23 protein-coding genes and 1 rRNA gene are annotated in these 26,718 nt (G+C 70.8%); 8 read left to right on the top strand and 16 right to left on the bottom strand.

Features of this window, described 5'->3' with window-relative positions; all coding sequences use genetic code 11:
- Positions 1-33: 33 nt before the first annotated feature.
- Entirely contained in the window at positions 34-3,033 is a 3,000-nt protein-coding gene (locus ACZ63J_RS33650) for a UPF0182 family protein (RefSeq protein ID WP_465398797.1), read from the bottom strand.
- A gap of 150 nt (positions 3,034-3,183) precedes the next feature.
- On the opposite strand from ACZ63J_RS33650, the gene ACZ63J_RS33645 reads away from it, so the two are divergent.
- Positions 3,184-3,726 carry a PPA1309 family protein gene (locus tag ACZ63J_RS33645; protein WP_465311731.1) on the top strand — a complete coding sequence of 181 codons (543 nt, stop codon included), beginning with the start codon at positions 3,184-3,186 and terminating at the stop codon, positions 3,724-3,726.
- Here the strand turns inward: ACZ63J_RS33645 and ACZ63J_RS33640 are convergent.
- Positions 3,723-4,829: a YlbL family protein gene (locus tag ACZ63J_RS33640; protein WP_465398796.1), complete on the bottom strand. Its 1,107-nt coding sequence runs from the start codon at positions 4,827-4,829 to the stop codon at positions 3,723-3,725. The two genes, ACZ63J_RS33645 and ACZ63J_RS33640, sit on opposite strands and share 4 nt — an antisense overlap.
- Before the next feature lie 91 nt (positions 4,830-4,920).
- Between ACZ63J_RS33640 and ACZ63J_RS33635 the strand changes: the two genes are divergently transcribed.
- Entirely contained in the window at positions 4,921-6,285 is a 1,365-nt protein-coding gene (locus ACZ63J_RS33635; RefSeq protein ID WP_465398795.1) for a zinc-dependent metalloprotease, read from the top strand.
- A gap of 630 nt (positions 6,286-6,915) precedes the next feature.
- On the opposite strand, the gene ACZ63J_RS33630 is transcribed toward ACZ63J_RS33635, so the two are convergent.
- Positions 6,916-7,425 carry a M48 metallopeptidase family protein gene (locus ACZ63J_RS33630; protein WP_465398794.1) on the bottom strand — a complete coding sequence of 170 codons (510 nt, stop codon included), beginning with the start codon at positions 7,423-7,425 and terminating at the stop codon, positions 6,916-6,918.
- Between the two features lie 230 nt (positions 7,426-7,655).
- On the opposite strand from ACZ63J_RS33630, the gene ACZ63J_RS33625 reads away from it, so the two are divergent.
- The 3 genes from ACZ63J_RS33625 to ACZ63J_RS33615 all read left to right on the top strand — a co-directional run bounded on the left by ACZ63J_RS33625 (position 7,656) and on the right by ACZ63J_RS33615 (position 11,153).
- Entirely contained in the window at positions 7,656-8,702 is a 1,047-nt protein-coding gene (locus tag ACZ63J_RS33625; RefSeq protein ID WP_465398793.1) for a ThiF family adenylyltransferase, read from the top strand.
- 60 nt (positions 8,703-8,762) lie between these two features.
- On the top strand, positions 8,763-10,103 hold the full coding sequence (locus ACZ63J_RS33620; protein WP_465398792.1) for an ABC1 kinase family protein: 1,341 nt from the start codon (positions 8,763-8,765) through the stop codon (positions 10,101-10,103).
- 162 nt (positions 10,104-10,265) lie between these two features.
- Positions 10,266-11,153, top strand: a complete 888-nt coding sequence (locus ACZ63J_RS33615; protein WP_465399180.1) for a hypothetical protein — start codon at positions 10,266-10,268, stop codon at positions 11,151-11,153.
- A gap of 852 nt (positions 11,154-12,005) precedes the next feature.
- On the opposite strand, the gene ACZ63J_RS33610 is transcribed toward ACZ63J_RS33615, so the two are convergent.
- The 6 genes from ACZ63J_RS33610 to ACZ63J_RS33585 all read right to left on the bottom strand — a co-directional run bounded on the left by ACZ63J_RS33610 (position 12,006) and on the right by ACZ63J_RS33585 (position 16,481).
- Positions 12,006-12,191 (bottom strand): hypothetical protein, encoded by a 186-nt coding sequence (locus tag ACZ63J_RS33610; protein ID WP_465399179.1) that lies wholly within the window; start codon positions 12,189-12,191, stop codon positions 12,006-12,008.
- Positions 12,188-13,060 carry a class I SAM-dependent methyltransferase gene (locus tag ACZ63J_RS33605; RefSeq protein WP_465398791.1) on the bottom strand — a complete coding sequence of 291 codons (873 nt, stop codon included), beginning with the start codon at positions 13,058-13,060 and terminating at the stop codon, positions 12,188-12,190. Before ACZ63J_RS33605 ends, ACZ63J_RS33610 begins: the two co-directional genes overlap by 4 nt.
- Positions 13,061-13,148: 88 nt before the next feature.
- Complete coding sequence (locus tag ACZ63J_RS33600) at positions 13,149-13,403, bottom strand: hypothetical protein (protein ID WP_465338569.1); 255 nt, start codon at positions 13,401-13,403, stop codon at positions 13,149-13,151.
- Positions 13,400-13,750, bottom strand: a complete 351-nt coding sequence (locus ACZ63J_RS33595) for a WhiB family transcriptional regulator (RefSeq protein WP_465311739.1) — start codon at positions 13,748-13,750, stop codon at positions 13,400-13,402. Before ACZ63J_RS33595 ends, ACZ63J_RS33600 begins: the two co-directional genes overlap by 4 nt.
- Before the next feature lie 149 nt (positions 13,751-13,899).
- Positions 13,900-14,154: a hypothetical protein gene (locus tag ACZ63J_RS33590; RefSeq protein ID WP_465311740.1), complete on the bottom strand. Its 255-nt coding sequence runs from the start codon at positions 14,152-14,154 to the stop codon at positions 13,900-13,902.
- 236 nt (positions 14,155-14,390) lie between these two features.
- Positions 14,391-16,481 carry an ATP-dependent DNA helicase UvrD2 gene (locus ACZ63J_RS33585; protein ID WP_465398790.1) on the bottom strand — a complete coding sequence of 697 codons (2,091 nt, stop codon included), beginning with the start codon at positions 16,479-16,481 and terminating at the stop codon, positions 14,391-14,393.
- Between the two features lie 56 nt (positions 16,482-16,537).
- Here ACZ63J_RS33585 and ACZ63J_RS33580 point away from each other — a divergent pair, with 56 nt between their 5' ends.
- Positions 16,538-17,266 carry a DUF4191 domain-containing protein gene (locus ACZ63J_RS33580; protein ID WP_465311742.1) on the top strand — a complete coding sequence of 243 codons (729 nt, stop codon included), beginning with the start codon at positions 16,538-16,540 and terminating at the stop codon, positions 17,264-17,266.
- A gap of 59 nt (positions 17,267-17,325) precedes the next feature.
- Here ACZ63J_RS33580 and ACZ63J_RS33575 read toward each other — a convergent pair whose 3' ends face one another.
- Positions 17,326-17,715 (bottom strand): RDD family protein, encoded by a 390-nt coding sequence (locus ACZ63J_RS33575; protein ID WP_465399178.1) that lies wholly within the window; start codon positions 17,713-17,715, stop codon positions 17,326-17,328.
- A 270-nt stretch (positions 17,716-17,985) separates the two neighbouring features.
- Here ACZ63J_RS33575 and glnA point away from each other — a divergent pair, with 270 nt between their 5' ends.
- Positions 17,986-19,410, top strand: a complete 1,425-nt coding sequence (glnA, locus tag ACZ63J_RS33570) for a type I glutamate--ammonia ligase (protein ID WP_465311743.1) — start codon at positions 17,986-17,988, stop codon at positions 19,408-19,410.
- Between the two features lie 78 nt (positions 19,411-19,488).
- Here glnA and ACZ63J_RS33565 read toward each other — a convergent pair whose 3' ends face one another.
- The 5 genes from ACZ63J_RS33565 to ACZ63J_RS33545 all read right to left on the bottom strand — a co-directional run bounded on the left by ACZ63J_RS33565 (position 19,489) and on the right by ACZ63J_RS33545 (position 25,404).
- Positions 19,489-19,920 (bottom strand): acyl-CoA thioesterase, encoded by a 432-nt coding sequence (locus tag ACZ63J_RS33565; RefSeq protein WP_465398789.1) that lies wholly within the window; start codon positions 19,918-19,920, stop codon positions 19,489-19,491.
- A 13-nt stretch (positions 19,921-19,933) separates the two neighbouring features.
- Positions 19,934-22,909, bottom strand: coding sequence for a bifunctional [glutamine synthetase] adenylyltransferase/[glutamine synthetase]-adenylyl-L-tyrosine phosphorylase (locus ACZ63J_RS33560; protein ID WP_465398788.1), 2,976 nt, complete (start codon positions 22,907-22,909; stop codon positions 19,934-19,936).
- Positions 22,910-22,938: 29 nt separating this feature from the next.
- A complete protein-coding gene (locus tag ACZ63J_RS33555) occupies positions 22,939-24,072 on the bottom strand; it encodes an inorganic phosphate transporter (protein ID WP_465398787.1) in 1,134 nt (377 codons plus the stop codon).
- Between the two features lie 98 nt (positions 24,073-24,170).
- A complete protein-coding gene (locus ACZ63J_RS33550) occupies positions 24,171-24,920 on the bottom strand; it encodes a type 1 glutamine amidotransferase (protein WP_465398786.1) in 750 nt (249 codons plus the stop codon).
- 19 nt (positions 24,921-24,939) lie between these two features.
- Positions 24,940-25,404, bottom strand: a complete 465-nt coding sequence (locus ACZ63J_RS33545; RefSeq protein WP_465398785.1) for a rhodanese-like domain-containing protein — start codon at positions 25,402-25,404, stop codon at positions 24,940-24,942.
- A gap of 111 nt (positions 25,405-25,515) precedes the next feature.
- Between ACZ63J_RS33545 and ACZ63J_RS33540 the strand changes: the two genes are divergently transcribed.
- On the top strand, positions 25,516-25,968 hold the full coding sequence (locus tag ACZ63J_RS33540; protein ID WP_465311749.1) for an Lrp/AsnC family transcriptional regulator: 453 nt from the start codon (positions 25,516-25,518) through the stop codon (positions 25,966-25,968).
- Positions 25,969-26,470: 502 nt separating this feature from the next.
- Here ACZ63J_RS33540 and rrf read toward each other — a convergent pair.
- A 5S ribosomal RNA gene (gene rrf, locus ACZ63J_RS33535) occupies positions 26,471-26,587 on the bottom strand.
- Between the last annotated feature and the right edge of the window lie 131 nt (positions 26,588-26,718).

The raw sequence follows: 26,718 nt of genomic DNA, 5'->3' as shown, positions 1-26,718 counted from the left end.
GGTGCAAAGCAGGTGCCATGAGCGTTGCCGAGGTCACCTTCCCGGCTGGCTGCTGGGTGGTGGGTTGCTGGTCGTGGCCGATTGGGACTTGGCCGTCTGGTACTCCTGGACGGCTGCTTGCAGCGCGGTGAGCGCCGCGCCCTGGTCGGTGAAGTTGCCCGACTGCTGCGCCGCCTTGAGCTTGGCGAGGGCCGCGTCGAGGTCCGTGACCGCCTTGTCGAGCGCCGTGTTGCCGCCGCCGGTGTTGGGTGGCGGGGTGGTGGTCGGCGTGGTCGTGGGTGTGGTGGGTGGTGTGGTCGTCGGCTGCCCGGCTTGGGGCGGTGTGGTCGTGGCTTCGCCGGTGCCGGCGCCGAAGACCTGGTCGAGGGCTTCCTGGAGGGTGGCGCCGTAGCCGACCTTGGGTCCGTAGGAGACGAGGACGCGGGCCAGCTGCGGGTAGCTGTTCTGGTTGCGCTGCCGGATGTAGACGGGTTCGACGTAGAGGAACCCTTCGGCGACCGGCAGCGTGATCAGGTTGCCGTAGATGGGGATGACGTTGGGGTTGTTGAACAACGTCCGGTCCTGCGCGACGCGTGGATCACTCTGGAACCGGTTCTGGACTTGGACCGGACCGTCGACCTGGGTGGCCCCGGTCGCCGCGCTGGGTAGCTGGAGGACGCGGATCTTCCCGTAGTCGGCCGCGTCCGAGGACACCGACATCCAGGACGCGAGGTACTGGCGCTGGAGACCGGTGAGGGAGCTCGTCAGCTGGAACGTCGGTTTGCTCTGGCCCGGGGTGTCCGCGAGGACGTAGTAACCGGGCTGGTTGGCGGCGCCGGCCGCGGCCGGGTTGGCGCCGCCCTCGGCGGTCGGGTCCTGCGGGACGCTCCAGAACGCCTGCTGGGAATAGAACTCCTGCGGGTTGCTGACGTGGTAGCGCGACAGCAGCTCACGCTGGATCTTGAAGAGGTCCTCGGGGTAGCGGAAGTGCGCCCGCAGGTCCGGGGAGATCTCGGAGCTGGGCTTCACGAGCCCGGGGAAGACCTTCTCCCAGGCGTTGAGGACCGGTTCCTTGTCGTCGATCGAGTACAGGTTCACCGTGCCGTCGAAGGCGTCGACGGTCGCCTTGACCGAGTTCCGGATGTAGTTGATGGAGCTGTTGGCCTGCCGGGCGACACCGTTGAGGGAGTCGTTCGTGGCCGCGTTGAGCTGCGTCTGCTGCGAGTACGGGAAGTTGTTGATCGTCGTGTAGCCGTCGATGATCCACTGGATCTTGCCGTCGACGACCGCGGGGTACGGGTCGCCGTCGAGGGTCAGCCACGGCGCGATCTTGCTGACGCGGTCGCGCGGGTCGCGGTTGTACATGATCTTCGAGTTGTCGCCGATGGCGTCGGAGAACAGGATGTTGCGTTCGCCGTACTCCGCGGCGAAGGCCAGGCGGTTGAACCAGTTGTCGACCGAGACGCCGCCGCTGCCGTTGTAGTTGTAGCGGTCGGTGGCGGTGTCGTACTCGCCGGGCGCGCCCTGGCCGCCGACGATGGCGTAGTCGGAGTCCGCGGCGGACAGCTCGCCGTAGTAGATGCGGGGCTGCTTGACCTCGATGCCGGGGGCGCCGCCGGTGGAGCCGGCGCCGGTCGGGTTCTGCGTGTCGCTGGTCGTCGCGATCGGGTAGCCGCCGTCGGAGTTGGCGTCCTTGACCGCGCGGTCGATCGTGTTCGCGGGCGCGGCCACGAAGCCGTTGCCGTGTGTGTAGACGAGGTGCTTGTTGATCCAGCTGGTCTGGTTGCCGGTGAGGCCCTCGGTCTTGATCTCCTTGGCCGCGACGATGTAGTCCTGCGTCACGCCGTTGACCGTGTAGCGGTCGATGTCCAGCTTGGCCGGGAAGCCGTAGAAGTTCTCGCGGCCGACGCGCTGGGTGAAGGTGTCGGAGAGGATGTTCGGGTCGAGCAGCCGGATGTTCGACATCGTCCCGGTGTCGGCCTTGATCTGGGCCGGCGTCGCGTCGGTCTTGCCCGTGTACGGCTGGTACTGGACGTCGGTGAGGCCGAACGCCTTGCGCGTGGCGTCCATGTTGCGCTGGATGGACGTCGCTTCCTTCTCGTTCGCGTTGGGCTTGACCGAGAACTGGTCGAGGATGGCCGGCCACGCGACGCCGACCAGGATGCTCGACAGGATCAGCAGCACCAGCGCGATCGCCGGCAGCTGCAGGTTGCGCAGGAAGGCGCCGGCGAAGAACGCGATCGCGCAGATCACCGAGATGCACAACAGGATCAGCTTCGCGGGCAGGACCGCGTTCAGGTCGGTGTAGGTAGCACCGACGAACAGCGGCATGTTCCGGTCGGACAACAGCAGGTTGTACCGGTCGAAGAAGTACTCCGCGGCCTTCAGCAGCACGAAGATGCCGACGGTGATCGCGAGTTGCGCGCGGGTCGGGCCGGCGAGCTGGCCGCCCTTGCCGGCCAGCCGGATGCCGCCGAACACGTAGTGCGAGATCAGCGCGCCGAAGAAAGAGATGACGACCGTGATGAACAGCCAGCCCAGCAGCCAGTTGTAGAACGGCAGGCTGAAGGCGTAGAAGCCGACGTCGTTGCCGAACTCGGGATCCGTCTGGCCGAACGTGGTGCCGTTGAGGAACAGCTGCACGACCTGCCAGTCACCCTGCGCGGACAGCCCGGCGATCAGGCCGGTCAGCACCGGGATGCCGATGCCGAAGAGGCGGATCCGGGCGACGATCGCGGACCGGTAGCGGGCCAGCGGGTCGTCGGCGCCGGAGATCGGCACGAACACCGGGCGGGTCCGGTAGGCGATCATCAGGCTGACCGCGAGCGCGCCGCCGACGAGCAGCCCGACGGCGAAGAAGAGGATGATCCGCGTCACCACCTGGGTGGTGAACACCGAACGCGCCCCGACCTCCCCGAACCACAACCAGTCGACGTACGTGTCGAGCAAGCGGGCTCCGAGCAGGAGCGCCAGCACGATCACCGCGGCGATGATGAGGAGGATCCGGCTCCGCCGGGACAGCTTCGGCAGGCTCACCGGGGGCCGAGTCGCCACGGCACACGCTCCTGTCTTAGTTCAACACTCGAGCAGGGGCGCGTGCGCCCCCTGATTCCCTAACTCTACGGATGCCGGGTGAAGTTCCCGGGACCCGCCCAAACCGGACTCGCGGCGGTGTCGCGGAGACCGGCCTGACACGATGTGCGCATGGAACCGCAGCAGGCCGGCGTGGCCGCTCTCGCCCGCGAAATCGAGGAGTTCATGGCCGCGGGCGGCTGGAACCAGCCCCCGCAGCTGTTCGCGCTGGTGCCGACGGCGGCGCTGCTGGACGAGCAGCCGGAGCTGGCCGGGCAGCTGGACCGCGCGAACCCGCTGACGCCGGTGGCGCAGGAAGCGCTGCCCGAAGGCGACCTCGCCGAGGCGCTGGGCCGGATCGCGTGGCCCGATCTGGTGATCGGGTGCGCGCTGGCCCAGGAGATCATCGTGCTCCCGCCGGGCGCGGAGTCGGAGCTGCCGGACGTCGCCGAGGCGGACGCGGACAGCCTGCGCCGCGCGGCCGCGGACCACCCGCGGCGGACCGAGGCCCGGCTGGTGGCCGCGGTGCTGCGCGACGGCGAAGGCGGCTGCGTGATGCGGCTGCGCGGGATCGGCACCGCCGAGGGCACCGACGAAACCGTGGACGAGCTCGTGGAAAGCCCCGACCTGGCCCCGAACCTGCTCGAGGCGTTGAAGGCCACGCTGCTGCCCTAGCAGGACGCCGTCGGCCGGCCCGCCTTCAGGTTGCCCAGCTGGGCGAGCGCGTCGTCCAGTGTGGACACCTTGATCAGGTTCAGCCCGTCGGGCGCGGTCGTCTTGGCCTCGGCGCAGTTGTGCTCGGGCACCAGGAAGTCGGTGGCGCCGGCCTCGCGTGCGCCGACCACCTTGAACGAGATCCCGCCGATCGGGCCGACCTCGCCCGTTTCGCTGATCTCGCCGGTGCCGGCGATGTGACGGCCGCCCGCGATGTCCTCACCCTTGAGCCGGTCGATGATCGCCAGGGTGAACATCAGCCCGGCCGACGGGCCGCCGACGTCCTGCAGCGAGATGTTCACGGTGAAGGGCGCCTCGGCGCGGTCGGCCGCGGTGAGGCCGATGAAGCCTTCCTTGCGGTCCGGCCGCGAGGCGAGCGTGAGCGGGACGGTCCGCTCGGGCTGGCCCTCGGACTGGAAGGTGATCTGCACGGTCTGGCCGGGCAGGGTGCCGGCCAGCGCGGCGCGGACGTCCGCGGCTTCGACGATCTTCTTGCCGTTCACCGTGATCAGCTTGTCGCCGGGGGCGAGCACGTGGTCGGCCGGGCTGCCGGAGACGATCTGCTTCGCCAGCACCTTGATCGGGTAGCCGAGCTTGCGCAGGGCGGCGACCTGGGCGTTGGACTGCGAGTCCTGCAACTGTTGGATGTTCTCCTGCTTGACCTGTTCGTTCGTCTCGCCCGGCTTGAAGTACTCCTCGCGCGGCGCGAGCGCGAAGCGGCCGCTGGCCCAGAAGCCGAGGCCCTGGAAGAGCGTGACGCCGTCGTGCAGGGAGACGGTCGTCATCCGCAGCTCGCCGGTGGTCGGGAAGGTCTGGTGACCGGTCACCTGGATGACCGGGCTGCCCGCGGCGTCGCGACCCAGCGTGTCGTAGGTCGGACCCGGGCTGATCGCCACGAACGGCACCGGCACGACCGAGCCGAGCACCACGAAGATCAGGAACAGCGAGCCGCTGACCACGAGCGTCCAGCCGCGGCGGGTCATCCGCCGGGCCTCCCCGGCGGGCTCGGCGCCGGGTTCCGGGCTGCTCTTCGCGGGCGCGGTCTGCTCGGAGGACTTGGTCACGCCCGACAGCGTACGGTGACCGTGTTCGCTTCTCGGTGAAGGCCACGCACATGACGCGCTGGAGGCTTCCCGACCCGCGTACGGTGGACACATGAGCAAACCCCCGTTCGGCTTCGGACCTTCCGATCCCGACAAACGAGGTGAGAACGACCCCTCGGAGCCGTCGGGCGCCGAGGCCTTCAACCAGCTCGGGCAGATGCTGAGCCAGCTGGGCCAGATGCTCAGCCAGGCCGGTACTTCCAGCGGGCCGGTGAACTACGACCTCGCCAAGCAGATCGCCCTCCAGACGCTGGGCAGCGCCGGCAACACCGGCGAGAGCCGCCTCGGCTTCTCCGGCGGCGACGACTCGAACGCCGCCGTCCGCGACGCCGCCCACCTGGCCGAGCTGTGGCTCGACGCGGCCACCCAGTTCCCGGCCGGCGCGACGTCGGCGGTGGCCTGGTCGCCGCGCACCTGGGTGGAGAAGACCCTGCCGACCTGGCAGCGGCTGTGCGACCCGGTCGCCCGCCAGATCTCGGGCGCCTGGATGGAGGCGCTGCCGGCGGAGGCCAAGGAGGCGGCCGGTCCGCTGCTCCAGATGATGGGGCAGATGGGCGGGATGGCCTTCGGCTCCCAGCTCGGCAACGCGCTGGCCCAGCTCGCGTCGGAGATGCTGACGGCGTCCGAGATCGGCCTGCCGCTGGCCCCGGCCGGGACGTCGGCGCTGCTGCCGGCGAACATCGAGAAGTTCGCCGAGGGCCTGGAGCTGCCGAGCAGCGAGATCCTGGTCTTCCTGGCCGCGCGCGAGGCCGCGCACCAGCGCCTCTTCACGCACGTGCCGTGGCTGCGACAGCGTCTGCTGGCAACGGTCGAGGAGTTCGCGCACGGCATCTCGGTGGACACGTCGGCGCTCGAGTCCCTGGCCGGCCGCATCGACCCGGCCAACCCGGCGAGCATCGAAGAGGCGATGTCGTCAGGGCTCCTGGAGCCCCAGACGACAGAGGAGCAGAAGGGCGCGCTGAACCGCCTGGAGACACTGCTCGCCCTGGTCGAGGGCTGGGTGGACGTGGTGGTGGCCGAGGCGGTCGGCGACCGTCTGCCCGGAGCGGACGCCCTGCGCGAAACGCTGCGCCGCCGCCGCGCGACGGGCGGCCCGGCCGAGCAGACGTTCGCAACGTTGGTGGGCCTGGAGTTGCGCCCCCGCCGCATGCGAGCGGCGTCATCGCTGTGGAAACTGCTGGGCGACCGCCACGGAGTCGAGAAGCGCGACGGCCTCTGGTCCCACCCGGACCTGATGCCGACGGCCGAGGACCTCGACGAGCCGATCGACTTCGTCCAGCGAGTGGGCGAGACGGACTCGCTCGAAGGTCTGGACCCGATCGCCGAGCTGGAGCGCACCGAGCGTTCGGAGCGCGAAGAGCGGGAGAAGTCTTCGTCCTCGGAGGAGACACCTGAGGACGGCGACAGCAAGAGTTGAGTTTGTGGCTGAGCCGGGCGTCTCGCAATCCGCGAGGCGCCCGGTTCTGTTTGACCGGCTGCCGAGGTCCAGCCCACCGCGGCCGACGATCATCAGCCGAGCTGACCACGCCTTGCCGAGTTGCCGCCGCAGCCGACCGGCGAACTCACCGATCAGCATGACCCGGCCCCTGGCCCACCCGCCACAGCCGAGCGGCGAACTCACAAGCCAGCCCGACCCGGACCCACCCACCTCGCCCGACCGGTGACCTCTCCAACCAGCCCGACCAGACTCCGCCGGCCCATCCACCGCGACCGTGACCAGCACACAGGGCATCCATCGCCGCCGAACCGGCAAGCCTCGCCGACCGGTCCAGCCGCACACGCCGACCCACCGCTGTCCGGCGCCCCGACCGGCGAACTCACCAGCTAGCACGACCCGGACTCCCCTGGCCCACCCACCGCGGCCGACCGGCGTCCTCGCCAACCAGCCCGACCACTCCGCCGGCCCACCCGCCGCGAGCATGACCAGCACGCAGGGCATCCACCACCGCCGACCAGCAACCCTCACCGGCCCGCGCACCAACCCGCCCCGAACGCAGCCGGAGTGATCCGCACCCGGCGAATCACCCCGGCCCCATCCGGAACCCGATCAGTCGTCCTCGGAGATCCCCCACCCGGCAGCGGCCGACAGGCCCTCCAGGTAGCCGATCGCCCGTTCCGCCTTCGGGTACTTCCGCACCAGCGCCCAGAACGCCGCGTCGTGGCCGGGCTCGCGCAGGTGCGCCAGCTCGTGCACCAGGACGTAGTCCAGCACCCACGGCGGGACCTTCCGCAGCCGGTCGCTGACGCGGATGGTCGCGTCGACCGGCGTGCAGGACGCCCACCGCGTGCGCATCGGCGGCACCCAGCGGACGCTCGCCGGCACCGCGGTGCCGCCCAGGTACTTGCCCGACAGCAGCGCACAGCGCGCCAGCAGGGCTTCGTCCGACGTCTTCGGGGACGCCGGGCGTCGTGGTTCCGAGCGCTGGAGCTTGCGCTCCATCTCAGCGACCCAGTGTTTCTCCTCCGCCCTGGTCATCCGCGCGGGGATGAGCACGACGAGCGTGTCGTCGTTCCAATACGCGGTGACCGTCCGGTGCCGGCGCTGGCTGCGCCGCACTTCGACCTTGTGTCCGGGTGTGTCCGACAGGGGGCTCGTGTCCCCCCGGCCTCTCAGTGAGGGCATCCGTGCTTCGACCACTCGACAACGGTAAGGCCAACCACCGACAACTCCGAGTCCGCCGAGGTCACGGACCCGAGTTGTCCACAGGCGGTTCCACTTGTGGACAACTCGGCCGATCCGGCGTCTTCCGGGGCCGTCCGGCGTCCACCGGGTGCCATCCTGCGGACATGATCCTCTCCACCGCGGACATGCCACCGGTGCTCCTGCCGGCTCACCCCGCCCTGCTCCCGGGCCTCACCGTGCTCGAACGCGGCTCGCGCGAGATCCAGATCGGGCTCGACCCGCGCCACGGCGTGATCGTCGAAGGCCTCCCACCCGACCTCGTCGCGCACCTGCGCACGCTCGACGGCAGCAGGCCCGTCGAGCGGATCCTGCTCGCGGAGAGCGAACACCGCGAGCAGCTCCGGGCGCTCCTGCGGCAGCTGACCGCGCTCGGCCTGGTCACCGACGCCGGCCGCCCCGACGGGCCGGGTTTCCGCGGCGAAACCGGCCTCTGGTCACTGCGCGCGCATCACCATCACGCAGCGCTGTCGGACCGGCGGCGGGCCGCCGCCGTCACGGTGCACGGTGACGGCCGGATCGCGGTCGCGGCCGCCGTGCTGCTGGCGAACGCCGGGATCGGGCACGTCGAGCTGCAGCTGTCCGGCACGGTCACCGAACACGACCTCGGCTCCGGCTTCACCGACGCGGACCTGGGCCGGCCCCGGCGCCAAGCCCTGGGTGACCTGCTCCGCCGCGTCGATCCGGACGTCCGCGTCACCCGCCTGCACGACCGGTACCCGGACCTGGCGCTGCTCACCGACGCCGTCGTGCCGGCGCCCGAAACCGTCGCCGAGCTGATGGAGGACGGCGTCCCGCACCTGATGGCGCGCGTCCGCGACGGCACCGGCATCGTCGGGCCGCTGGTGCTGCCGGGCCGCAGCTCGTGCCTGCGCTGCGCCGACCTGCACCGGACCGACCTCGACCCGTGCTGGCCCCGCGTCGCCGGCCAGCTCGCCGGGCGGCACCAGCGGCCCGACCTCGGCGCCGTCCACGCCTGCGCGTCGCTGGCCGTGGCCCAGGCCATGCGGCTGCTGTCGCCGGCCGAACCGGCGCCACCGACGTGGAACACCACCCTCGAAATCGACGCCTTCGACGGCCGCATCCGCCACCGCGGCTGGCCACCTCATCCGCGTTGCGGGTGCGGTCCCCGGGCCGTACTCCAGGAGACGTAGGCCACTAAGACGTCGCGAGCAGGCTGCGCGGCTCCGGCGATGCAAGGCAGAATCGCCGGTGTGACCGACTTCCGCGACCCAGCCGATCGTGACACCGCGATGCCGCGCAAGGGTGCCGCCCGTACCGCCAAGCTCGCCAGTCTCCCGCTCGGGATCGCCGGGCGGGCGGTCGGCGGGTGGGGCAAGCGGCTGGCGGGCCAGAGCGCGGAGCAGGTGAGCGCGACGCTCTCGGCGAAGGCCGCCGAGCAGCTGTTCGAGGTGCTCGGCACGCTCAAGGGCGGGGCGATGAAGTTCGGCCAGGCGCTGAGCGTCTTCGAGGCGGCGGTGCCCGACGACATGGCGAAGCCGTACCGGGAGGCGTTGACGAAGCTGCAGGCTGCCGCGCCGCCGATGTCCACCCGGCAGACCCACCGGGTGCTCGCCGAGCAGCTGGGCCGCACCTGGGCCGGCCGGTTCACCTCGTTCGACGACGAGCCGGCGGCGGCCGCGAGCATCGGTCAGGTGCACCACGCGGTCTGGCATGACGGCCGCGAGGTCGCGGTCAAGGTGCAGTACCCGGGCGCCGACGAGGCGTTGCGCAGCGACCTGCGGCAGCTGCAGCGGTTCAGCCGGCTGTTCCAGGCGTTCGTGCCCGGCACCGAGGTCAAGCCGCTGCTGGCGGAGCTCGCCGAGCGGATGAACGAGGAGCTCTACTACCAGGCCGAGGCCCAGCACCAGCGGGCGTTCGCGAAGGCGTTCGACGGTGATCCCGGCATCCTGGTGCCGCGGGTGGTGGCCAGCGCGCCGAAGGTCGTCGTGACGGAGTGGGTGACCGGCACCCCGTTGTCGAAGGTGATCGCGGACGGCGACCGCCAGACCCGGAACCTGGCGGGCCGGCTGCTGACGGAGTTCCACTACTCCTCCCCCGAGCGTGTCCACCTGCTGCATTCGGACCCGCACCCGGGCAACTTCATGATCACGGCCGACGACAGGCTGTGCGTCATCGACTTCGGCGGCGTCGCGCGGCTGCCCGAAGGCATCCCCCGCCACCTGGGCGAGATGACCCGGCTGGCCCTCGACGGCGAGTCCGCCGACCTGATGCGCCTGCTGCGGGAGAACCGGTTCATCCGGCCGGACAGCGACCTGACCGCGGACGAGGTGCTCGCGTATCTGGCGCCGTTCACCGAGCCACTGGCCGAGCCGACGTTCCACTTCACGCGCAAGTGGATGCAGCGGCAGGCGGGGCGCGTCGGCGACAGCCGCGGCAACGACTTCCGCGTCGGCCGCTCGCTGAACCTGCCGCCGGAGTACCTGATGATCCACCGGGTGACGGCGGGGTCGACGGGCATCCTCTGCCAGCTCGACGCGGAGATCCCGGCCCGCGGCATCGTGGAGCGCTGGCAGCCCGGTTTCGCCGCCTGAGTTGTCCACAGGACGACTCGCGAACGGCGTGATCCGGGCGAGTTGTCCACAGCTGCGGGGAACGGGGTTCCACCCGGTTGGCCGAGCCGTCATGCTCGAGGCATGACTGCTACTCAGTGCACCGATCCGCTGTCCCTCAGTAATCCCGGCAGCTGCGAAGTGATGAACCTCGAACAGTTACGCAGGGCCGGGGTGTCCGACCGAAGAACCCGGCGGCTCTGCGGCCCCGGCGGGCCGTGGCGCCGCCTGCACCCCGGTGTTGTCCTGCTGCGCAACGCGGCCCCGACGCGATCGCAGCTGATGCACGCCGCGCTGGTGCAGTACGGGCCCCGGGTGGTGATCACGGGCGCCGACGCGCTGCGGGCCCACGGCGTCAAGTGCCCGGCGACCGACGAGATCCAGCTGCTGGTGCCGGACTACTGCCGAGTGACGGCGTGCGAGGGCGTCCGCGCGGCGCGCACGGCCCGGATGCCGGCGCCGGCGATGATCGACGGACTGCCGTTCGCCCCGCCGGCCCGCGCAACGCTCGACCTGGCCCGCACCGAACCCAACCCGGCGCGCATCCGGCACCTGCTGACGTTGCCGCTCTACTGGGGCCTGTGCGATCGGCAGGAACTCCTGACGGAGCTGGACGCCGGCCCCCAGCGCGGCACGTCGGCGGTCCGGAAGGTGCTCCGCGAACTGGACGAAGGCCCGATCCAGGCCCACGGCCTGGCGACCCGAATCCTCGACACGGCGCACCTCCCACCCCCCAACTGGGACGTGACGATCTGCGACCGCCGAGGCCGCAGAATCGGCGAGGCCGACGCATGGTGGGACGAGCTGGGCTTGGCATGGCAGTACCGCTGCGGCCCAAGCCAACCAGGCGGCTTCACCCACCTAGCCCTGGCGGCGACGGGCATAGTCCTGGTCCGCTGCACGGTCCGCCAGCTACGCCAGGTGCCCGACGAAGTGGCCCAAGAGCTGGCCCTGGCGTTCGGCGACGCATCCCGCACACCCCGCCCCCGGGTCCGAGCGGTCCCGATGACCCCGATCGGAGACGCGGCATGACAGCCACCAACCCCAAGGGCCCACCAGGCCGGAACAGAGACGCATGACCGAGCACCGACGGCCAGACCGACGCGGTCTGCTCAGGCCAGGCTGAGCCGGGCTGGCTAGGTCCGGCCTGGGCCGACCGAACAGAACAGCACAACCGGGTCGAGTCGGGTCGGGTGCGGCTCGACGAGTCCGGCCGAGCAGAACAGCCCGGGCCGGGTCCGGCCCCGATAGGCCCGGGCCGAGGCTGGACCGGGCCGAGCCGTGGCCGAGCTGGGCAGATTGAGCCGGAACCGGATCAGGCCCGATCGGCAGATCCGCCGCGCCTGGCCAGTCGGGCAGGCGCGGTCAGGCCGAGCCGGGCCGATCTGAACCAAGCCAGGCAGGTCGCGACGGGACCAGACCCGACCAGACAGGGCCTGCCGCGCCATCGCGAGCCGGGCTGAGCGAGACCAGCCCGGTCGGCCGACGCCAGGCAGTCGGGCTGGTCTCGCTCAGCCGTCTACTCAGGCCGCGCAGGTCGGGCCAGTCCGGGATCGCTTGGTCCAGGCGAGCCGAGCAACCCGACCGATCCGGGCAGGAGCCGAGCTGGGCGTAGCCGAGGCGGGCCTGCGTGGGCTGGATGAGGTGGAGCCAGGTCAGGCGTCGGCAGGCCAGGCCGGGCTCGCCGGTCCGAGCGGCAACCCACACCCGACCCCGGGCCAGGCCAGGTCGCACCAAGCCGAGCCGGACAAGCCGGGTCGGGCCGAATCCGGGACCGGGCCGATGTCGAGCGACCTCAGTCGGTCGAGCCGCGCCCGCACCAAAGCAGCAGGTCAAGCCGGTCCAACCCCAACCGCCACCCCTTCCCCCAGGAGCGCCGATTGATCACCAGTACTCGTCCGGCAGCTTGCCTTCGATGTCCCGCACATGCTGCCGCGCGCAGGACGGGCACAGCCACCGCACCCCACCCCGCTCGCGGCTCGACACCCACGCGAGCGTCGCAACAGGGTCGTCGTCAGCACTCCGGGTGCGCCCGCAGCGGGTGCACACCACTGGCTCCGGCGCGCTCACCGTGACCATCCACAGTGGATCGCCTTGGCGCCGAACAGGTACAGGTCGTCACGTTTGCCGAGGTAGTCCGGGCCGTCCGGATCGATCAACGCCGCGACGGTCTCGCGGTCGGAGGCGGCAAGCCACTCCCCGACCGACTCCGCGAGCCAACCGACCCGGTGCACCGCGTACTCACGGAGGAGGTCCGAACCCGGCATCGGGTGGTCGATGAGCGCGCCGAACGACTCGACCTCCGAGAGCCCGGCCGTGCGGAGTGCGTTCGGCCAGCCGTACGGCATGGCGACGCTGCCCGGGATGCCGGCCCGCATCCGGGCGAACCACTCACCTCGCGCGGCGAGCAGCCGTTGCTCCAACCCGGGCCGTCCTACCCCAAGATCCCAAGGGAGGCACCGCATCTCGAGCCCACCTTCACCGATGGCCAGCACCCCGCCCGGCCGCAGCAACCCGGCCAACGTGCGCAGCGCGGCCTGCTGATCACCGACGTGGTGAACGACGCCCGACGCCCACACCAGGTCGGCGGCAGGCACCGCGCCGCCCAGGGACGGGTCGGCGAGGTCGCCGACCTGGCTCGCCACCTCGACCGTCTCGGTGGCGGCCTCGGAAACCGCCCGCCGCGCTTCGGTGAGCAGAGCAGGCGTGGCGTCGACGAGCACGACCGTGCCCCCGCCGCGGCGGGCGAGCTCGCGCGCGAAAAGCACGCTCATCCCGCCGGCGCCGCACCCGACGTCGACCACCACCGGTCGCTCCGGCAGCCGGGCGACCAGGCGCGCCGCGACGGGCGTCAGCGCTTCGGCGTCGAGGGTGTCGGCCATGCGGAGCTGGGCCAGGCGGTCCGCCCAGTCGATGTCGTCGTGGGTGTGTCCGGGCATCACCCCATTCAACACCAGCCGGCGCCGCACAACAGGCCAAGCACAAGGGCCCCCGCCGCCCCGAAACGGGGTGGCAGGGGCCCTGCGCTCAGCTCTGGTCCTGGTACCGCGCCGCCCGGCGGGTGGCCCATCGGGCTACTCGCGTCCAGCGGCGCTCGGCACGAGCGCTACCTCGGGCCCGCTGGGCGCGGACCCCTTCCTCCAGGTCCCGTATTCGGGCCCGGGACAGTTCTTCGTAAAGCAACATCTCGCTGATCTCCTCGATCTCGGTCTTCGTCAACTGCAGTTGCGGACGGCACATCCGCGCTTCGTAGTCCTGTGCGGTAACCGGTTCGACGCTCATGCGGCGGCGCTCCGGTGATCGCCGGCGGCCTTGGCCGGCTCGACGGCGGCGTTCTTGCGCGGACGGCCACGGGGCCGCTTGCGCGCGATGACCACACCGCGCTCGAAGATCTCGCCACCCCAGACGCCCCACGGCTCGCGCCGGGCCAGTGCGCCGGCCAGGCAGGCCTCACGCACCGGGCAGTCGGCGCACTGCGCCTTGGCGCGCTCGAGCTCGGCCGGGGACTCCGCGAACCAGAGGTCCGCGTCGCCCGAACGGCAGGGCAGAGCCACGTCCGGTACCGCGACGGGGTCGAGCAGGTCGGCGAATATTGCCTCACCCGAGGTGTAGGCGACGGCCGAAGACATGGTGGTTCCTCCTTGTGTCGTACGGGTTTTCGGTTGGGAGATAGAGCTGGGCAACGCTGTTCCTCTTGGGTTGTGCAGCCAAAAACACGAAGGCCGCGGATCCGGGTTACCGGTTCCGCGGCCTTCGTGAGCCTCGTGTCCTGACTAGGTCAGGAACTTCGCTCCCGTATCGACAACGGAACACGGAACTGCTTGATGGTCGGCAGATCGGCCTGCGGGACGGCGTTGAGAACACCCTCGGTCCCGAAGACGACAGCACCAGTGGCACGACGCTCGACGCGCCGCATGCCACGGATCCCGTGCGCGCTCACGGACACACCGGTGCCCGGGCGCTGAGCAGCCGCAACTTCCGCGGCGCAGGACAGACGGGTGCCCGGGTTCGTGAGCGTCAGGTAGATGGTCATTTCACCGGCACCTCCTCGTCTGTACTCTGCACACGTGGCCGCGTTGCGCGGCGCATCTCGTGGATCCCCAGCCGAGCCGTTCCGGCTCGGTACTGGCAGGTTATTGCCCCCCACCACACCGGGGCAACTTAATTACGGGAAAATCCTCGAAGTTACGAAGATCGCCCCTGAGCAGCGGGTTCGCCGCGTGGATCATGGTCCCGACGCGGTCAAGGCCACATCAAGATCGTCCGGCGTCAGGACTCCGCCGACGCGCGGACGACGCCGAGGATCTCCGTGCCGAACCGCTCGAGCTTGGTCGCGCCGATCCCGGAGATCGACACCAGCGCCGCTTCGTCGACCGGACGCTGCTCCGCGATGGCCATCAGCGTCGCGTCGGTGAACACGACGAACGCCGGCACCTTCAGCTCCCGCGCCCGGTCGCCGCGCCAGGTCTTCAGCCGCTCGAGCAGGCCCTCATCCACTGTGGACGGGCATCGCCCGCACCGGCCCAGCTTGACCTCGATGGTCTCCAGCAGCGGCCCGCCGCAGACGCGGCAGCGCGTCTTGACCGGCGCCGACGGCTTCTGCGTCCGCGCCGCCCGGGCGGCCGGGTGGTCCTCCGGGACCAGGCCGTAGAGGAACCGGCTGCGACGGCGGTTGCGCCGCGCGCCCGGCGTGCGGGCCAGCGCCCACGACAGCCACAGGTGCTCGCGGGCCCGGGTGACGCCCACGTAGAACAGCCGGCGCTCCTCTTCGATCGCCGCTTCGTCGTCGCCGGCGTGCAGGATCGGCATCGTCCCCTCGGCCAGGCCGACGAGGAACACCGCGTCCCACTCCAGGCCCTTCGCCGCGTGCAGCGACGCGAGCGTCACGCCCTCGACGGTCGGCGGGTGCTGGGCCGACGCGCGCTGGTCCAGCTCGGTGTTGAAGCGCGGCAGGTCCGCGTCCGCGACCGTCGACGCGAGCTCTTCGGCCAGCTCGACGATCGCCAGGAGCGCGTCCCACCGCTCCTTGGCCGCGCCGCCGGCGGGCGGCGACTCGGTGAGACCGACCCGGGCGAGCACCGAACGCACCGTCGTGACCAGGTCGGAGCTGACGTCGTCGCTCGCGGCCCGCAGCGCGGACATCGCCTGCCGGACCTCCGTCCGGTTGAAGAACCGCTCGCCGCCGCGGACCAGGTACGGGATGCCGGCCTCGGCCAGCGCCGACTCGTAGGCCTCGGACTGGGCGTTGACGCGGTAGAGCACCGCGATCTCGCTCGCCGCGACCCCGCCGTCGAGCAGCTCACGCACGCGCCGCGCGACAGCGCCGGCCTCGACCGCTTCGTCGTCGAACTCGGCGAAGCGTGGCTCCGGGCCGGGCGGCCGCTGGCCGATCAGCTTCAGCCGTGACCCCGCCGGCCGGCCCCGCGCGGCGCCGATGACCCGGTTCGCCAGCGAGACGACCTCGGGGGTCGACCGGTAGTCGCGCTCGAGCCGGACGACGGTGGCCTCCGGGTAGCGCCGGGTGAACTCCAGCAGCGGCCGCGGCGACGCGCCGCCGAAGGAGTAAATGGTCTGGTTCGCGTCGCCGACGACGGTCAGGTCGTCACGGCCGCCGAGCCACGCGCCGAGCAGGCGCTGCTGCAGCGGCGTGACGTCCTGGTACTCGTCGACGACGAAGCAGCGGTAGCGGTCGCGGAACTCCTCGGCGACCACGCCGTGTTCCTCGAGCACCGCCGTCGTGTGCAGGAGGAGGTCGTCGAAGTCGAGCACCTGCGCGGCGTTCTTCAGCTCCTCGTAGGTGCGGTAGACGTCGGCGATCTGCGCGGCCGGCGCCGGGATGTCCCGCTGGGCGCGCGCGGTGACGGCCGGGTAGTCGTCCGGGCTGATCAGCGACGCCTTCGCCCACTCGATCTCGCTCGCCAGGTCGCGCAGCACCTCGACCTCGGTGCCCAGCTTGTTCCGGTTCGCGGCCTGGCCGACGTAGCGCAGCTTGTTCTCCAGCAGGTCCCACGGCCGGTCGCCGACCACGCGGGGCCAGAAGTAGCGCAGCTGACGGCGGGCCGCGGCGTGGAACGTCAGGGCCTGCGCGGCCTCGACGCCGAGGCCGCGCAGCCGCGTCCGCATCTCGCCCGCGGCGCGCGTCGTGAACGTGACGGCAAGCACCTGACCAGCGGAAACGTGCCCGGACATGACCAGGTGGGCGATGCGGTGGGTGATCGTGCGGGTCTTGCCCGTGCCGGCGCCGGCGAGGACGCAGACCGGCCCCCGCGGGGCACTGGCGGCGGCGCGCTGCTCGGGGTCGAGACCATCGAGCAGACGGGTGCGGCTCTTCGGGGAAAGTACGCCAGTCACGTCCCGCATCCTCGCAGAGGGGGACGGGGAATCGGGGCAGGGGCACGCGGCCGTATCCTGGTCATATGGCGGGACAGCAGGACAAGGAAGCGGCCAAGCAGGCCAAGAAGGAGAAGCGCGCGGCGAGCAAGGCCCGCCGTGGCCAGCTCTTCGAAGCCTTCAAGATGCAGCGCAAGGAAGACCCCTGGCTCATCCCGTGGATGGCCGGCTCGGTCATCGTCGTCGCCGGCGTGGCGTTCGGGATCGGGTTCTTCTTCGACGCGCAGTGGGCACTGCTGCCGCTCGGGATCGTCCTCGGCGCGCTCCTCGCCATGATCATCTTCGGCCGGCGCGTCCAGAAGACCGTCTACTCGAAGGCCGACGGCCAGCCCGGCGCCGCGGCGTGGGCGCTGGAGAACCTGCGCGGCAAGTGGAAGGTGACCCCGACCGTCGCCGCGACGACGCAGCTCGACGCGGTGCACCGGGTGCTCGGCGGCCCGGGCGTGGTGCTGGTCGCCGAAGGCGCGCCGCATCGCGTCAAGACGCTGCTCGCCCAGGAGAAGAAGCGTGTCTCCCGGCTGATCGGCGACACCCCGATCTACGACGTGACGATCGGCCACGAAGAGGGCCAGATCCCGCTGAAGAAGCTCCAGGGCTTCCTGATGAAGCTGCCGCGCAACCTCAAGCCGGCCCAGGTCGACGCGCTCGAGGCGAAGCTGGCCGCGCTCGGCAACCGCGGCGCGGCGATGCCGAAGGGCCCGATGCCCGCCGGCGCGAAGATGCGCAACGTCCAGCGCACGATCCGCCGCCGCTGACGCTCGCACGAAAAAGGCCCCGTCCGGGTGGACGGGGCCTTTCTCGTACGCGGGGACGCTCAGCGCAGCCGGACGACGACGGTGCCGGTCAGCCGGTCGAGCCAGCTGCGGCCGTCGGCGTTGCGGACCGCGGCCGGGATGATGACGAACGTCAGCACCGCCCGGACCAGCGCGCGCAGCGGGCCGACGAGCGCGGCGCCGTCCAGCCGGGCGACGCGGATGCCCACGGCACCCATGCCCGGGGTGAAGCCGAAGAAGCCGGCCGAGACGACGGAGATGACCGCCCACACCCCGCCGGACCACAGGTTGAAGTTCTGCATCGCGACCGGGTCCTGCAGGCTCGGGTGCAGGAAGACGGCCGTGACCAGGGCCGCGACCACGAGGTCGACGACCAGTCCGAGCAGCCGCGAGCCCCCGCTCGCCGCCGAGCCGACACCCGATTCGGGCAACCCGAACCTTTCCCCCGGCCAGCGCGGGGCCTCCTGGTCGGTACCCTGGCCACCGTCACCGGTGCCGGGCAGCCATTCGCCGGTCCATCTCGCCACCCGTCCAGGGTATGCCGGTGGCGCGGACCACATCCCACCTGGTCGGATACCGGTCATCCGCCCACCCGTTAACACCGGCGAAACATACGGGTGACGGTCGGGCAACACCGCGCTTTTAGCGTGAGCCGAAGAGAGCACTGCCGCACGAGCCCGAACGAGAAGGAGTCACCGAGGGTGCCCACTACTCCAGACGACATCCAGCGCCTCATCGCCGACGAAAACGTCGAGGTCGTCGACGTCAGGTTCTGCGACCTTCCGGGCGTCATGCAGCACTTCACGGTCCCCGCGAAGGCCTTCACCGAAGAGGCCTACGAAGAGGGACTCGCGTTCGACGGCTCCTCGGTGCGCGGCTTCCAGTCGATCCACGAATCGGACATGCTGCTGCTCCCGGACCCCGAGACGGCGCGCATCGACCCGTTCCGCAAGGCGAAGACGCTCTCGCTGAACTTCTTCGTGCACGACCCGTTCACCCGTGAGGCGTACAGCCGCGACCCGCGCAACATCGCGCGCAAGGCCGAGCAGTACATCGCGGAGTACGGCGTCGCCGACAACGTGTTCTTCGGCCCCGAAGCCGAGTTCTATATCTTCGACTCGGTCCGCTTCGACTCCGCCGAGCACGCCTCGTTCCACGAGATCGACTCCGTCGAGGGCTGGTGGAACACCGGCGCCGACGAGGTCGGCGGCAACCAGGGTTACAAGACGAAGTTCAAGGGCGGCTACTTCCCCGTCCCGCCGGTCGACCACTTCGCCGACCTGCGCGACGAGATCGTCCGCAACCTGACGGGCTCCGGTTTCGAGATCGAGCGCGCGCACCACGAGGTGGGCACCGCCGGTCAGACCGAGATCAACTACAAGTTCAACACGCTGCTGCACGCGGCCGACGACCTGCAGCTGTTCAAGTACATCGTGAAGAACACGGTGTTCGCGGCGGGCAAGACGGCGACGTTCATGCCGAAGCCGCTCGCGGGCGACAACGGCTCGGGCATGCACTGCCACCAGTCGCTGTGGAAGGACGGCACGCCGCTGTTCCACGACGAGTCCGGCTACGCGGGCCTGTCCGACACGGCGCGCCACTACATCGGCGGTCTGCTCAAGCACGCCCCGAGCCTGCTGGCCTTCACGAACCCGACGGTGAACTCCTACCACCGCCTGGTCCCGGGCTTCGAGGCCCCGGTTTCGCTGGTGTACTCGCAGCGCAACCGCTCGGCGTGCGTCCGCATCCCGATCACGGGCAACAACCCGAAGGCCAAGCGCGCCGAGTTCCGCTGCCCGGACTCCTCGGGCAACCCGTACCTGGCGTTCTCGGCGATGATGATGGCCGGGCTCGACGGCATCAAGAACAAGATCGAGCCGGCCGACCCGATCGACAAGGACCTGTACGAGCTTCCCCCGGAAGAGGCGAAGAACGTCAAGCTGGTCCCGGGCGACCTGGGCACGGTGCTGGACACGCTGGAAGCCGACCACGACTACCTGCTCGAGGGTGGCGTGTTCACGCCGGACGTGATCGACACGTGGATCTCGTACAAGCGCGAGAACGAGATCGACCCGCTGCGGCTGCGCCCGCACCCGTACGAGTTCGCCCTGTACTACGACGTGTGATCGGCTGACGCGTCCCTTGGGCACGCCGGCGGTGAGGAGCGGAAACGCCCTCGCCGCCGGCGTTTCTTTTAGTGCGGGTCAGTCGCCTTCGGCCGTCGACAGCACCTTGAGATCCGCGCCCGCGGCTTCGAAAGCCCCCCTCGGGTCCGCCACCAGCTTCCGGAGCGAAAGGTCCATCAACCCCAGCGTGCAGGTGATCTCCGCGGCCAGCGTGCCGTCCGCCTTGTAGATGTTCGAGTCCATCGAGAACGTCTTGCCGCTGCCGAACTTGACGTCGCACGTCACGTCGACCTCGTCGCCCGCGCGCAGCTCTCGGCGGAACACCACGTGCGTCTCCAGCAGCACCGACGCCACGCCCGGGAGGCCTTCGAGCGCGCCCGCCTTCTCCAGGAGCTCCAGGCGGGACACCTCGCCGTACGAGTGGTACACGGCGTGGTTGAGGTGGCCCAGGGTGTCCAGCTCGTAGTGGCGGACCTTGATCCGGGTCCGGAACGGCTCTCGTGCAGTCACCCGCCCACTGTAATCAGGCCTCGTAGAACAGGTGCTCCACCACCGTGTGCGCCCGCCTGGTGATGCGGCGGTAGGTGTCGAGGAACTCGCCCGGGTCGTCCGCCGCCGACTGGCCGAGCACCCGGGCCACCGCGACCAGATCGCGGCCCGAGCCGGGCACCTCGTCGACGGCCTTGCCGCGCACCAGCATCCCCGCGTTGCGCACCCGCGTCGCCAGCAGCCACGCCTCCCGCAGCGACTCCGCTTCGGACTCCGTGGCCAGGCCCGCCTCCGGCAGGCACGCCAAAGCGTCGAGCGTGGAGGTCGTCCGCAGGCCCGGCACCGAACACGCGTGCTGGAGCTGCAGCAGCTGCACCGTCCACTCGACGTCGGCGAGGCCGCCGCGGCCGAGCTTCGTGTGGCGGGTCGGGTCCGCGCCGCGGGGCATCCGCTCGGTTTCGACACGCGCCTTGATGCGGCGGATCTCCCGGGCCTTCGTCGGCTCCAGGCCGCCCTCGGGGTAGCGGACCGGGTTGATCATCGTGATGAACCGCTCGCCGAGCTCGTCGTCGCCCGCGATGAACCGGGCCCGCAGCAGCGCCTGGGCCTCCCACACCTCGCCCCAGCGCGCGTAGTACGCGCGGTACGACTCGAGCGTCCGCACGAGCGGCCCGCTCCGGCCCTCCGGCCGCAGGTCGGCGTCGACCACCAGGGCCGGGTCCGAGCTCGGCGCGCCCAGCATCTTCCGGACGGTCTCCGCGACCGACGAAGCGAACTTCACCGCGTCGGCGTCCGAAACGCCTTCGGCGGGCTCGCACACGAAGAGCACGTCGGCGTCCGAGCCGTAACCCAGTTCGGCGCCGCCGAGCCGGCCCATCCCGATGACGGCGATGCGCGCCGGCGTGCGGCCCAGCTCCGCCTGCCGCTGGCGGAAGGCGGAGGCCAGCGCGCCCTGGAGCACGGCCACCCACACACTCGACAGCGCCGCGCACACCGCGGGGACGTCGAGCAGGCCGAGCAGATCCGCGCACGCGATCCGCAGCATTTCGTGCCGCCGCAGCGAACGCGCCGCCGTGACCGCGGCGTTCAACCCGGGCTGACGCCGGACGGCGGCCCGCAGCGACGTCGCCACGTCGGCGGGCGTGCGGCCCAGCAGCCGGGCCGGATCACCGAGCAGCTGCAACACTTCCGGCGCGCGGACCAGCAGGTCGGGGACCAGCCGGGACGTCCCGAGCAGGACCGCCAGGTTCTCGACGACCGTGCCTTCGTCGCGCAGCACCCGCAGGTACCACGGGGTGTCTTCGAGCGCCTCGGACACCTTCCGGTACGACAGCAGCCCGCCGTCGGGATCGGGGGTGTCGGCGAGCAGGTCGAGCAGCACCGGCAGCAGCGCCTGCTGGATCGCCGCGCGCCGCGAGACACCCGCGGTGAGGGCCTTGATGTGCTGCAGCGCGCCGTCGGGGGCGGTGTACCCGAGCGCGGCCAGCCGGCTGGCGGCCTGCTTGGTCGTCAGGCGCAGCGCTTCGGTCGGCACGTTCGCGACGGACTGCAGCAGCGGCCGGTAGAAGATCTTCTCGTGCAGCCGCCGGATGCCCTTGGCGTGCTTGCGGAACTCGGCCAGCAGCGCGTCACCCTGGCTCTTGCCGCCGGCCGCCTTGATGCCGCTCGCCCGGGCGAGGATGCGCAGCTCGGCGGTCTCCGACGTCGCCGGGAACAGGTGGGTGCGGCGCAGCCGGCGCAGCTGCAGCCGGTGCTCGATCATCCGCAGGAACTCGTACGACGCCCCGAGCTCGGCGGCGTCCTGACGGCCGACGTAACCACCTTCGCCGAGCGCCGCGAGCGCGTCCATCGTGGACGGTGACCGCAGCTTGTCGTCGACCCGGCCGTGGACGAGCTGCAGCAGCTGCACCGCGAACTCGACGTCACGCAGGCCGCCGCGGCCGAGCTTGAGCTCGCGCTCGGCGTGTTCGGACGGCACGTGCCCCTCGACCCGGCGGCGCATCTGCTGCACCTCGTCGACGAAGTTGTCCCGGTCGGCCGCCGACCACACCAGCGGCGCGACCATCTCGGCGTACTGCCGGCCGAGCTCGGCGTCACCGGCGACCGGACGCGCCTTGAGCAGCGCCTGGAACTCCCAGGTCTTGGCCCACTTCCGGTAGTAACCCTGGTGGCTTTCCAGCGTGCGGACCAGCGCGCCGGCCTTGCCCTCCGGGCGCAGCGCCGCGTCGACGTCGAAACACGCCTTGCCGGTCACCCGCATCATCGTGCTCGCGAGCCGCGTGGCGACGCCGAGGTCTTCGGCGCCGACGAAGATGACGTCGACGTCGCTGACGTAGTTGAGCTCCCGGCCGCCGCACTTGCCCATGGCGACGATCGAGAGGGTGCCCTCGGCGGACGCGCCGACCTCGGCTTCGGCGACGACGAGCCCGGCGGCGAGCGCGGCCTCGGCCAGCTCGGTCAGCTGCGCCGCGACCTCGGCGTAGTGCGGGTGCTCCAGGCCGGCCTCGACGAGGTGCCCGAGGTCCGCAGCGGCGATGCCGAGCAGCTGGCCGCGGTAGGCGACCTTGAGCGCCTGCTCGGCTTCGAGCCCGGTGAGCACCGAACCGTCGTCCCCCACGAGGGAACTGCTCAGGTTTTCCCGGTAGCAGGCGGCGTCGGTGCACTTGTCACCGGTGAGCGACCGCCACTGCGCGGGGTTCGCGGCGACGAAGTCGGCGAGCGCGCTCGACGTCCCCAGCACGCCGAGGAAGCGCCCGCGGAAGGTCCGGTTTTCGCGCAGTTGTGCTTCGAGCGCCGTCCATTCCGAGTCGTCGGCTTCGCGGATCCGGTCGAGGCCGCGCAGTGCGAGATCCGGGTCGGCGGCGCGGGACAATGCCGTCAGGACATCGGTGGCGACGGAGACCGGGCCCGCGTCGTCCCACCAGCCGGCCGCGCGCAGCTGACCCTCGGCACGGGAATCGGTGAAGCCGTACCTCGCCGCCGAAGCGGTCGTTCGCGCGCGGTCTGCCATCACGAACAACTTAACCCGGCGGGCTCCGGTCAGGCGGCGAGCCGGCCCGGTTCGCTGTCGGCGGGCGTCGGCTCGGGCACCTGGAAGCTGTGCGCGGTGACGGGGTGACGCCGCGAGAGGAGGTAGATGCCGAGACCGACGCCGATCCCGACCACCCCGACGGTGACGGTGCCCGCGGTGCCGAGCGAGGCGATCTTGCCGGAGACGGCGCCGACGATCGCGGCCGCGGGCAGCGTGAACAGCCACGCGACGACCATCCGGCCCGCCATCCGCCAGCGGACCGGCGCCTCCCGCCGTCCGACACCGGAGCCGATGATCCCGCCGGAGCAGACGTGCGTCGTCGACAGCGGGAAGCCCAGCCGCGACGAGACCAGGATGACCAGCGCCGAGCTCGTCTGGGCGGCGAAGCCCTGCGGGCCTTCGATGTCGGTCAGGCCCTTGCCGAGGGTGTGCGTGATGCGCCAGCCGCCGAGGTAGGTGCCCGCGGCGAGGGCGCAGGCGGCGCTGATGATCACCCAGACGGGCGGGGCGGCGCCGGGCGGAAGGCTACCCGCGGTGACCAGGGTGAGCGTGATCACGCCCATCGTCTTCTGCGCGTCGTTCGTGCCGTGGGCCAGCGAGACCAGGGACGCCGAGACGATCTGGCCGGCCTTGAACCCGCGCGTGGCCGGCCGGTCGCGGACGAGGAAGCGGTAGACCAGGTACGTCGCGACCATCGCGACGAGGCCGGCGATGACCGGGGACGCGGCCGCCGGCACCAGCACCTTCTCGACGATCTTTCCGAAGTGGACCGAGTCGGCGCCGGCCGACACCCAGGTGGCGCCGATCAGGCCGCCGAACAGCGCGTGCGACGAGCTCGACGGCAGGCCGACGAACCACGTCACGAGGTTCCAGACGATCGCGCCGATCAGCCCGCCGAAGACGATCGACGGGCCGATCTTCGTGTCGTCCACGAGGCCGCTGGAGATCGTCTTGGCGACCTCCACCGACAGGAACGCGCCGACCAGGTTCAGCACCGCGGAGATCGCGACGGCCACCCGGGGCTTGAGGGCCCCGGTGGCGATCGACGTCGCCATCGAGTTCGCGGTGTCGTGGAACCCGTTCGTGAAATCGAACACCAGGGCGGTGACAACAACGAGTACGACCAGCAACGAGGGTTCCACCCCGACCTCCGAACACCCTTGTGGGGGACTTCTCCCGCAAGGTACCTGAAGATCGATCCTTCCCGTTAAGAGGCCGTTGCTGTTCGTGACATCGGGCGTTAAGCCAGCGGTAACGTCCGTTGACTGTCGGCGGCGGGTGTGAGCTCACCGGCGGCCAACCGGACGAACCGCTGCGCGAACGGACGCCAGATTTCCTCGATGTCGGCGTGCACGGTGACCAGCGCGTCGTGCTCGAGTGAGCCCGGACGGGCGAATTCCGCCATCTCGGGCTCGTCGGCGGCCCAGCTCGCGACGACGGCGGGCGTCGTCTCGATGTGGAACTGGACACCGTAGACACAACGGCTGATCCGGAAGGCCTGGTTCGTGTAGCGCGGCGCGGACGCGAGCAGCTCGGCGCCGGGCGGGAGCCGGGTGATCACGTCCTTGTGGAACTGGAGGACGTCCTGCATGAGCGGCAGGTCGGCGAAGAGCGGATCGGTCCAGGCTGCGTCCTTCTTCGAGACGAGCTGAGGGCCGGCCTCGGGCCCGTCCTGGCCCACCTCGACGCGGCCGCCGGTCGCGACGGCCAGCAGCTGCGCGCCGAGGCAGACCCCGAGGGTGGGGAGCCGCTTCGCCGCGGCCTTCGACAGCAGCCGCCGGACGTCGGCGAGCCACGGGTGCTTCGTGTCGTCCTCCGCCGACATGCCGCCGCCGAGGCAGACGACGCCGTGGTAGCCGTCGAGGTCCGCGGGCAGGCCGGCGTCGGGGAGCAGCCGGACGTCGAGCTCCGCGCCGGCGTCGGTCAGCCAGTCGCCGAGGGTGCCGAGCGGGTCCGAGGCGTCCGGCTGGATGATGAGCAGTCGTGTCACGTCTTCCAGGGTAGGTGCGTCAGCAGGCGCAGCGGATTCCGGCTGGTCCGCCTGGTCCGCTTGCTGTTTCGCTTCCGGTGTCGCCTTCGGTCCCGCCTTCGACCGGGTAGCCGGCCGCGGCCCAGCCGGTGATGCCGCCGGAAAGCCGTTTCACGCGGAAGCCGAGCCCGGCGAGCTTGAGCGCGCCCTTGGTGGCGGCGTTGCAGTTGGTGCTCTCGCAGTAGCAGACGTAGACGAGGTTCCGGTCGAGGTGAGCAGTGCTCTCGGCCGTCATGTCGCGGTACGGGAGGTTGATCGCACCGGGGATGCGGGCCAGCTGGAAGGCTTCGGGCGCGCGGGTCTCGACTACGACGTAACCATCGGTGAGGCCGGCTTCGATGTCCCGGACGAGATCGTCGGGATCGACCTCGAAGGCGAGTTCGGCGCCGAAGTACTCCAGGGCGGCGTCCGGCATCGGGGCGGGGACGGTGAGGATGCGGGTCATGAGGTAAATCCTGCTGGCGGCGGGCCCGGGGACACAGGGCAGAATCGGGGTGGAAGCCCGGCCCGGCCGGGGATTTCCCGGTGTTGACCCTGCTCACCTTGGAGAACCGCGGTGGACGCTCTCGACGACGTCGACTGGCACCTGCTGGAGCTCCTCCAGGCCGACGGCCGCCTGAGCTTCACCGAGCTCGGCCGCCGAGTGTCCCTGTCCGGCTCGGCGGTGACGGAGCGCGTCCGCCGCCTCGAGGAGCGCGGCGTGATCACCGGCTACGCGGCGAGCGTCGACACGACAAAGCTGGGGCTGCCGATCGAGGCGCTGGTGCGAGCCCGGGTGCGGAGCTTGGACACCCCGAGGTTCAGAACGGCGGTGCTGCCGCTCCCCCAGGTCGTCGCGGCGGACCACGTCACGGGGGACGAGTGCTGGATCCTGCGGGTGCTGTGCCGGGATACGGCGGAGCTGGAGGGGTTGGTCGAGAAGGTGCAGCGGTACGGGGAGACGACGACGTCGTTGGTGTTGTCATCGCCGTTGCGCCGGCGGCCGCCGGCTCGGCCGGGCTCGGTTTGAGGCTTCGCGCGTGATCCGAGGGGCATCGGGTGTGTTTGGAGGGGCATCACGCGTGACTGGGCGGGTATCGGGCTGGGCCGCATGTCGGTGCTGGCTCGGCCGCGGGTCTGTGCGGGCGTGATCCGGGCCGTCACTCGCGTGATCAGGGACGGAACTCGCGTGACTGGAGCCGGAACTCGCGTGATTGAACGCGGAACTCGCGTGACTGCAGCGCCGGCACGCGTGATTGGGGAGTCGACACGCGTGATTGCAGGGTCGACACGCGTGATCAGAAGGTCAACTCGCGGCCCTAGAGAGCCGACACGCGTACCCGGACGGACGACACGCGTACCTGAGTGGACGACACGCGACCTGCGCGGCCGGCTCGCGCACCTGCACGGCCAGCTCCCGTGCCCGAGTGGACGACACGCGTACGTGGGGGGACGACACGGGTTTTGGGCATGCAGAAAGGGCCCCGGGAGAACCATCACTGGTCCTCGACCGGGGCCTATCCGTTCGTTAAGTTCGGCGGTGTCCTACTCTCCCACAACCCTTCGGTTGCAGTACCATCGGCGCTGTCAAGCTTAGCTTCCGGGTTCGGAATGGGACCGGGCGTTTCCCTGACGCTAAAACCACCGAAACACTCTGAAACAACACACGTCACCCGACGTGGTGTTTCAGAACCGTAGAGTGGATGCGCAACATCTTCGTAGACAAGTCCTCGGCCTATTAGTACCAGTCAACTCAACAACACATTACTGTGCTTCCATC

The organism is Amycolatopsis sp. NPDC104863, assembly GCF_055582965.1.
Note: the sequence above shows the minus strand (reverse complement) of the source record. Positions and strands in the feature narration are given on the sequence as shown.